Origin of the sequence: Marinifilum sp. D714, from assembly GCF_030851345.1 — a bacterium.
Classification (GTDB): Bacteria; Bacteroidota; Bacteroidia; order Bacteroidales; family Marinifilaceae; genus Marinifilum.
The window spans coordinates 36,075-43,425 of the sequence record NZ_JALPNU010000028.1 but is presented as its reverse complement, the minus strand read 5'-3'; the positions used below and the strand labels follow the sequence as shown (position 1 = coordinate 43,425).

General features: G+C 32.0%; 5 protein-coding genes. 4 read left to right on the top strand and 1 reads right to left on the bottom strand.

The features are described from left to right. Positions 1-107: 107 nt before the first annotated feature. The gene (locus M0051_RS17450; RefSeq protein ID WP_306742828.1) at positions 108-926 is read right to left on the bottom strand and encodes an HIRAN domain-containing protein; all 819 of its coding nucleotides are present in this window, start codon (positions 924-926) and stop codon (positions 108-110) included. Positions 927-1,389: 463 nt separating this feature from the next. Here M0051_RS17450 and M0051_RS17445 point away from each other — a divergent pair, with 463 nt between their 5' ends. From M0051_RS17445 to M0051_RS17430, 4 genes are all read left to right on the top strand, one after another. After that, complete coding sequence (locus M0051_RS17445) at positions 1,390-3,198, top strand: ATP-dependent endonuclease (protein ID WP_306742827.1); 1,809 nt, start codon at positions 1,390-1,392, stop codon at positions 3,196-3,198. After that, positions 3,191-5,101: a UvrD-helicase domain-containing protein gene (locus M0051_RS17440; protein WP_306742826.1), complete on the top strand. Its 1,911-nt coding sequence runs from the start codon at positions 3,191-3,193 to the stop codon at positions 5,099-5,101. The genes M0051_RS17445 and M0051_RS17440 overlap by 8 nt, the downstream gene beginning before the upstream one ends. A gap of 48 nt (positions 5,102-5,149) precedes the next feature. After that, the gene (locus tag M0051_RS17435; RefSeq protein ID WP_306742825.1) at positions 5,150-5,410 is read left to right on the top strand and encodes a hypothetical protein; all 261 of its coding nucleotides are present in this window, start codon (positions 5,150-5,152) and stop codon (positions 5,408-5,410) included. Between the two features lie 316 nt (positions 5,411-5,726). Continuing rightward, complete coding sequence (locus tag M0051_RS17430) at positions 5,727-7,265, top strand: DUF2130 domain-containing protein (protein ID WP_306742824.1); 1,539 nt, start codon at positions 5,727-5,729, stop codon at positions 7,263-7,265. Positions 7,266-7,351 lie beyond the last annotated feature (86 nt).

The following is a 7,351-nucleotide window of genomic DNA, read 5'->3' as shown; positions in this document are numbered from 1 at the left end:
TCAACCTAAAGTTATTTCCGATTTTTTTCTTGAGCTAATTTTGGGCTCCGAAAAAATCAGAATAACTTTAGTTACACACTTTATGGGATACTACTTTACCTGGATTGTTATACTATTTTAACAAACTTCTCTTCAGCTTTTTTAATTCTTCTCAATGAAGCACCTCTGAAACTTTCAGATAACTCGTTGATGAGAGGATTATATTTTTTTAGTCTTATCAGTTGTTCCCAATCTTTATTTTTCTCTAATCTACTACTCAAAGAGGGAATGAAGTTCTTGTGTAATGGATATTCAAACTTAAAGTGTTTTTTAACAATGTTTTGACAGTTTAAGGCTTCTAGAGCTTTGTCCAAAATTTGAAATGATTCTTCAGTATTGAGTTCCTTTCCTTTGAATTCATCAATTTTCATTTTGTTTTCTAAGATGGTTTGGAAAGCTACATTCTCTTTACCCTTAAGTCCAATTGGTATATATACTTCTCCATACCAAGATTGGTTGTAGTCATCGTATCCCAAACTTCCCCAAGCAAAGGTTTTGCCATAGTGCCATTGAGATAATGATTTGTTTAACCTTTGGTTGCCTTTGGGAGTGTATCCAAGTTGCTTCCCTGATTGTGTATAAACAGCTACTGCATATCTATCATGTCGGTTGTCTTCTGTCTTAACATATCCTATAAAGTTTCCTAGATCACTTTTATTTACATTGTCTCTAAAATAGGTGCCAACAATGTTAAATGATTTTAGTCCTGGGTTTTTATAAGTTTCAATGGGAGCTGATTTTGGTGTGGTGTTATGGAAATTATGTTTGCTTTGGTGAGATGATTCTGATTCATATGTGATTTCGACTGAATCGTTAGTGCCGGATTTTATCATTGACCTAATCAAGATAATAACCAATATTCCAGTAATAATTAAAGTAATAGTCATTTTAAAGAGGTTTGAATTTTATTTAACCAAATTTACAAACATTGAATAAGTATTCAAAGAATTGTTAAATAAATTTGGAATGTGTAAAATAACAGCACGAGAGGATTTATTAGGTAGTAAAGTGTATTAATCCTTCTGCAATTGTTGGGCTTTAATGTTTTCAATCAATAATTCTAATGGATTGATAAATTCTATTACAGTTTATTGGGATAAATATTTTGTTTGGTAATAATTGTTGTTAAATTCGAGATGGTGTTTTTATTACAAGAGGTATGAACTTGTATGAGAGAAAAAGTTCTTGCAAAAAATAAAAGTTCTTTAGATATAATTTTAAAGGATAAGTGATTAATTAATAATGCAATAGAAAGACTGATAGAAAAGGTGGGTAAAGTGCATTACACTTTATCCAAATGTTACCTGCAAGCAAAAAAACAGCAACCATAAACAAAAACAATAATAGTAAATGCATATTTCAAATATCAAATTATGGAATTTTAGAAAATTTGGTAGTTCAGGAGAAATTGACCTATCCAAACCAAATCTAAACTTAAATTTAACAAAGGGATTAAATGTTTTAATTGGGCAAAATGATTCTGGTAAAACAGCAATAATTGATTCAATAAAATTAGTATTGAAAACACATAGTTATGATTGGATAAAAGTTAATAATGAAGATTTTTATAATGAATCAGAAAGATTTAGAATAGAAATAATTATTGAAAATTTCACAGATAATGAGGCTAAGAATTTCACAGAATGGCTTGGCTGGAAAGAAAATGATGATAATATAAAGCCTTTTTTACGTTTAATTTATGATGTTAATCGTAATTTAGATGATAAATATATATACCCCGCAGATGTAAAAGCAGGTGTTGACGAAAGTGGATATCAATTAACTGCTGAGGCAAGAGAATATTTAAAAACTACATACCTGAAACCTTTACGTGATGCAAAATCAGAACTGATACCACGTAAAAATTCTAGATTAGCACAGATACTACAAGGACATGAAGCTTTTAAGGGACACAATAAATCCCATATTCTTGTAGATCATTTTAGTGAATTTAATACGACCATCGAAAATTATTTTAAAGGAGTAGATAAAGACGAAAATCCATTACAAGGAGAAGATGCACTAAAAGGAAAAGAACTAAAAGAAGAGATTGATAAGTATATAAAAGCTTTTTATTCTGATTCTAAAGAATCTAATTTTAGCGTTAATGGAGGTAATCTAAAAAACGTACTTGAAAAACTAGAATTAGCAATAAAAGACGAACCAAATTTAGGTTTAGGGACATTAAATCGTCTTTGCATGGCTTCTGAGTTGTTGCATCTTCAAAAGAAAAATTGGAATGGAATACGACTAGGTTTAATTGAGGAATTAGAAGCTCATCTACATCCTCAAGCTCAAATGCATGTAGTAGAATCACTACAGCAACAAAGCGATATACAGCTAATACTAACTACTCATAGTCCAAATTTAGCTTCAAAGATAAAACTTGAGAATTTAATAATATGTAATGAAAATAATGCCTTTCCAATGGGTAGTAGTTACACCAAGTTTAAAGCAGATGAATATATTTTTCTCGAAAAATTCTTAGATGTTACAAAAGCAAATTTGTTTTTTGCTAAAGGACTTATATTAGTTGAAGGTTGGGCAGAGGAAATATTAATTCCAAGTTTAGCAAAAAGGATAGGTTATGATTTAACTGAAAAAGGCGTTTCTGTAATAAATATAGGAAATGTGGGATTTGATAATTATTCAAAAATATTTTTGAGAAAGGAAGAACCTAATATGACAATTCCTGTTGCTGTTGTTACAGATTGTGATATAAGAGAATATACTGCAAAATCATATAAGGATACTGATGATGATGGCAAGGAGAATAAAAAAACAGTAGTTACTAAAAAAGACACAACTATATTTACAAGGGAAACAACTTCAAAAGTGATTGAAATTGAGGCGAAATCAGAGAATAATGTGAGGTACTTTGTAGCGCCTCTCTGGACATTAGAATATAGCCTGTATAAATCCTCTACAGTATCTGATGATTTTCAGGAAGTAACAAAAGGTATTCACTCAAAAACAAAATGGTCAGACGGATTTGAAAAAATATTAGCAAGGAAACTAATTGACAAATCACTTAAGAAAACTGAGATAGCGTACAGACTCGCAAATAAGCTAGAAAAAGGTATAGGTGCAAGTTTTGACCAAAGTGAAGAGAATATAAAATATTTAGTTGATGCTATTAAATATGCTTGCAATGATTAAGGTAACCGATGATGATATAAAATACGCAGAACAAATATTGCTCGGAAAAAACAAGCATTTTGATGAAGAGCGAGTAGATTTTATTAAGGATTTTGATACGCTTGATTTACAGGCAGTCCCTGGTAGTGGTAAGACTACAGCATTACTTGCAAAACTCTTAATTCTTGAGAAATATTTACCTATAAAAGATAATGGAGGAGTACTTGTTATTTCACATACAAATACAGCTGTTGATGAAATAAAAGAACGTATAGGGAAATATTGTCCTAAGTTATTCTCTTATCCAAATTTTGTAGGAACAATTCAGAGTTTTGTAGATGTGTTTTTAGCAATTCCTTGCTATATGAATCAATTCAAGTCGAAACCATATCGAATAGATAATGAAATCTATGACGAGCAAGTTGAAAAATTCTATGCAAATACTCCGAATCGTGGCTTAAAAGGATTTCTTGATAAACAAATAGATGGTTTGAAATTCTTAAAATCAATTCGTCTAACAAGAGATATGAAGTTGAAATCTTATATTGATGGTAAGTCTGAGACATTTAAGTTAAAAGATCCCAATAAGCCAACTTATAAATCCTTAAGGGAATTTAAGATTAAATTATTGAGTAATGGTTACTTGCATTTTGATGATGCGTATTTTTTAGCAGAGGTGTACACAAATAAAATACCAAATATTAAAAATATCATCCAGAACAGATTTCAATATGTTTTTGTTGATGAAATGCAAGATATGGATACTCATCAGTATCAATTATTAGAAGATTTATTTTATGATAGTGGAAAGTCTTTATCTTCAATACAAAGAATTGGAGATATTAACCAAGCCATCTTTAATGAAAATTCCAATTCTTTAAATATTTGGACTAAAAGAGCGAATATTAAATATTTAAAGGGTAGCTATAGACTAAATCCCAATATTGCTAGTATTGTTGAAAAGCTAGCTCTGAGCCCAAATGATATCGAAGGTAGGTTATTAAACATAGATATTAAGCCCACAATATTATTGTTCACTGATAAAAATCGCAGCAAAGTTCTAGAGAAATATTCAGAACTAATTTCACAATATCAAGCATGTAATAAAATATCTAAAGATGCTAAAAATACCTATACAGCAATTGCATGGAGGAAAGAGCATGACGATTTAGATAAAATTGGATTAAAAGACTACTGGGGGGAATACAATAGCGAACCAATAAAAACAAAAATAGATTATAAATGCCTTGAAGACTATTTGTTAAACTATGATAAAGAAAATCGCACTTTTGAATCTATTCGAAAAAACATACTCAATTCCTTTCTAAGGATTTTAAGAATTGAAAATATTGTAGATGAAAATCAAAAATATTTTACAAAGAGAAAACTATTTAATTATATAAAAGCTTTTGGAGCAAAAGAATATGAAGATTTTAAATTAAATCTTTATAATTGGTCGTTTGGGATAATAAAGAATGATAACGATGTAATTAATAAAATACGTATTTACATTCCATCACTCTTAGGTATTTTTGGTAAAAGTATTATTCTTTCAAATGGTTTTATATCTAATAATGCATCTACCAATATTATTAAAAAACAAACAACAAAAGTTGCTAATAAATTTCAATATAATGGTTTTCAAATTGATGTAGGAACTGTTCATTCAGTGAAAGGTCAAACACATACTGCAACACTTTATCTGGAAACATTTTTTTATAAATATGAATCAGAATATTTGAAAGAAATATTTTTGAATAAATCAATAAATAGCAAAAGTTCTCGTATTATAAAAGCTATGAAAACAAGTTATGTTGGTTTTTCAAGACCTACTCATCTGCTTTGTGTTGCTATATATGAAGATAGATTTAACAAGCATTTATCTCAAATTGATAGAAGCACATGGGATATTGTTAATGTGTAAAATGCCAGCAGGTAACACGGATTTATTAACTAGAAATTATTATTGGTTATGGACGAAAAAAAAGAAATGAACAACAAAAACAACATTTTGTGGTTTGAAAATGAGTCAATGAAAGGTTTATTTGATGAACTTCAATCTTGGCAGCTGAACAACAAAAAACGTTTTCTGTCGACAGAAATTCAGAGAGACAATGGAAAATTTTGTTGTATCGCACTAACTAACCCTACTGAAGTAACACTAGTAGACGATGAGGGGTATAATCTAAGTGGGTATTCAGCAAATCCAATAAAGGTAAAAATTGGAAATTAGAACTTTTCATTCCAAGAATTCACTAAATATGGTTATCCCTTGCTGTCGCACGAAACGAATTTCGATAAAATCAATCCTTTCGTGTGGCTTTGTAGTTTGTTGGATAGTTTGTAATGATCTGTAATTTAGGGTAAAATAAATACATTAAAAAAAGTACTGATGTTGTTTAAACACACTTGTGTTAATATTTTATTTTTGGTGAGAAGAGCATGTATTGCATGGTAGCGTAAGCACAAAACAAAATCACTAATTTTACCACCAAATCACAACAAAATAGCTTCAGCAGAGAAGCTATACAGAAGAAAACAAATATCATATGAACGAAATAATTTGCCCCAATTGTAAGAAAGCCTTTAAGGTAGATGAAGCTGGATTTGCGGATATCCTAAAGCAAGTTCGAGACAGTCAGTTTGAGGAGGAGTTGAAGAAGAGGTTGTTGTTGGCAGATCAGGAAAAAGAGAATGCCATAAAATTGGCTGAGGCAAACATTAAGAATGTCTTGCAAAAAGAGCTGGCCGAAAAGGATAGGAAGTTAGCAGAACTGAAGGCGCAAAGCGATTCGCAACTTTCGGAGAAATTGGCTGAGAAGGAGAGTGAAATTTCTGCCATGAAATCGAAGATTGAAAAGGCTGAAAGTGAGAAGATGCTGGCGGTATCGGAGGCTACCAAGCAGATTGAAAAAGAACGCGATGATTTGGTTGGCAGCCTAAAAAGCAAGGAAGCTGAAAAGGAAAATGCGGTGAAACTGGCTGAGGCCAATGTGAAAAGTACATTGGAAAAGGAGTTGGCCGAAAAGGACAGGAAACTGACTGAGCAAAAGGCCCAAAGTGAAACTGAATTATCGCAGAAATTGGCTGCCAAAGAGGGCGAAATTGTAGAGATGAAATCGAAAATTGAGCAGGCAGAGACGGAGAAGAAATTGGCCGTAACAGAGGCAACCAAGCTGATTGAAAAGCAGAGAGATGATTTGGTGAATGATCTGAAAATAAAAGAGACAGAGAAGGAGTTGCTTGAAAAATCGATAAAGGAACAATTTACCAACCAATTGATTGCCAAAGATGAAACCATTAAAATGAAGGATGATGAGATTGTTCGTTTGAAGGATTTTAAGCAGAAACTTTCTACCAAGATGGTGGGGGAAACTTTGGAGCAGCATTGCGAATCGGAATTTAACAAGCTGCGTGCAACGGCTTTCCAGAGAGCCTATTTCGAGAAGGATAACGATGCAAGAGGTGGGAGTAAAGGTGATTTTATTTACCGGGAAGTGGATGAGGCAGGAAATGAGGTGATCTCTATCATGTTCGAAATGAAGAATGAGAACGATGAAACGGCTACCAAAAAGAGAAACGAGGATTTCTTTGCCAAACTGGATAAGGATCGTAAGGACAAGGAGTGTGAATATGCTGTATTGGTTTCGCTTTTGGAATCAGATAGTGAATTCTACAATACGGGTATTGTTGATGTATCGCACAAGTACGAAAAAATGTATGTGGTGCGTCCGCAATTTTTCATTCCGATGATTACCTTGCTTCGAAATGCTGCCATGAATTCAATGCAATACAAGGCCGAGCTGAACATGATGAGGAATCAGAATGTGGATATCACCAAGTTCGAAGAAAAGATTGATGCTTTTAGAAAAGGTTTTGCCTACAATTACGAATTGGCCAGCAGGAAATTTAAAACGGCAATCGACGAGATCGATAAAACCATTACTCATCTTCAGAAAACAAAGGATGCGCTTTTGTCATCAGAGAATAATTTGCGCTTGGCCAATAACAAGGCCGATGATTTGACCATTAAAAAGTTGACCTATGGTAATCCAACCATGAAGGCGAAGTTTGAAGATTTGAAATAAACCATAGATCACACCTATTTAAACCACAGATTACACAAATTTTCACGAATTATTGTGTATTGTAATATTTATTGGAGGTGAAAGTT

Bases quoted from the DNA above. Each gene is read 5' to 3' on its own strand.
- M0051_RS17445 (WP_306742827.1), top strand. From the start codon at position 1,390: ATGCATATTTCAAATATCAAATTATGGAATTTTAGAAAATTTGGTAGT.
- M0051_RS17440 (WP_306742826.1), top strand. From the start codon at position 3,191: ATGATTAAGGTAACCGATGATGATATAAAATACGCAGAACAAATATTG.
- M0051_RS17450 (WP_306742828.1), bottom strand. From the start codon at position 926: ATGACTATTACTTTAATTATTACTGGAATATTGGTTATTATCTTGATT.
- M0051_RS17435 (WP_306742825.1), top strand. From the start codon at position 5,150: ATGGACGAAAAAAAAGAAATGAACAACAAAAACAACATTTTGTGGTTT.
- M0051_RS17430 (WP_306742824.1), top strand. From the start codon at position 5,727: ATGAACGAAATAATTTGCCCCAATTGTAAGAAAGCCTTTAAGGTAGAT.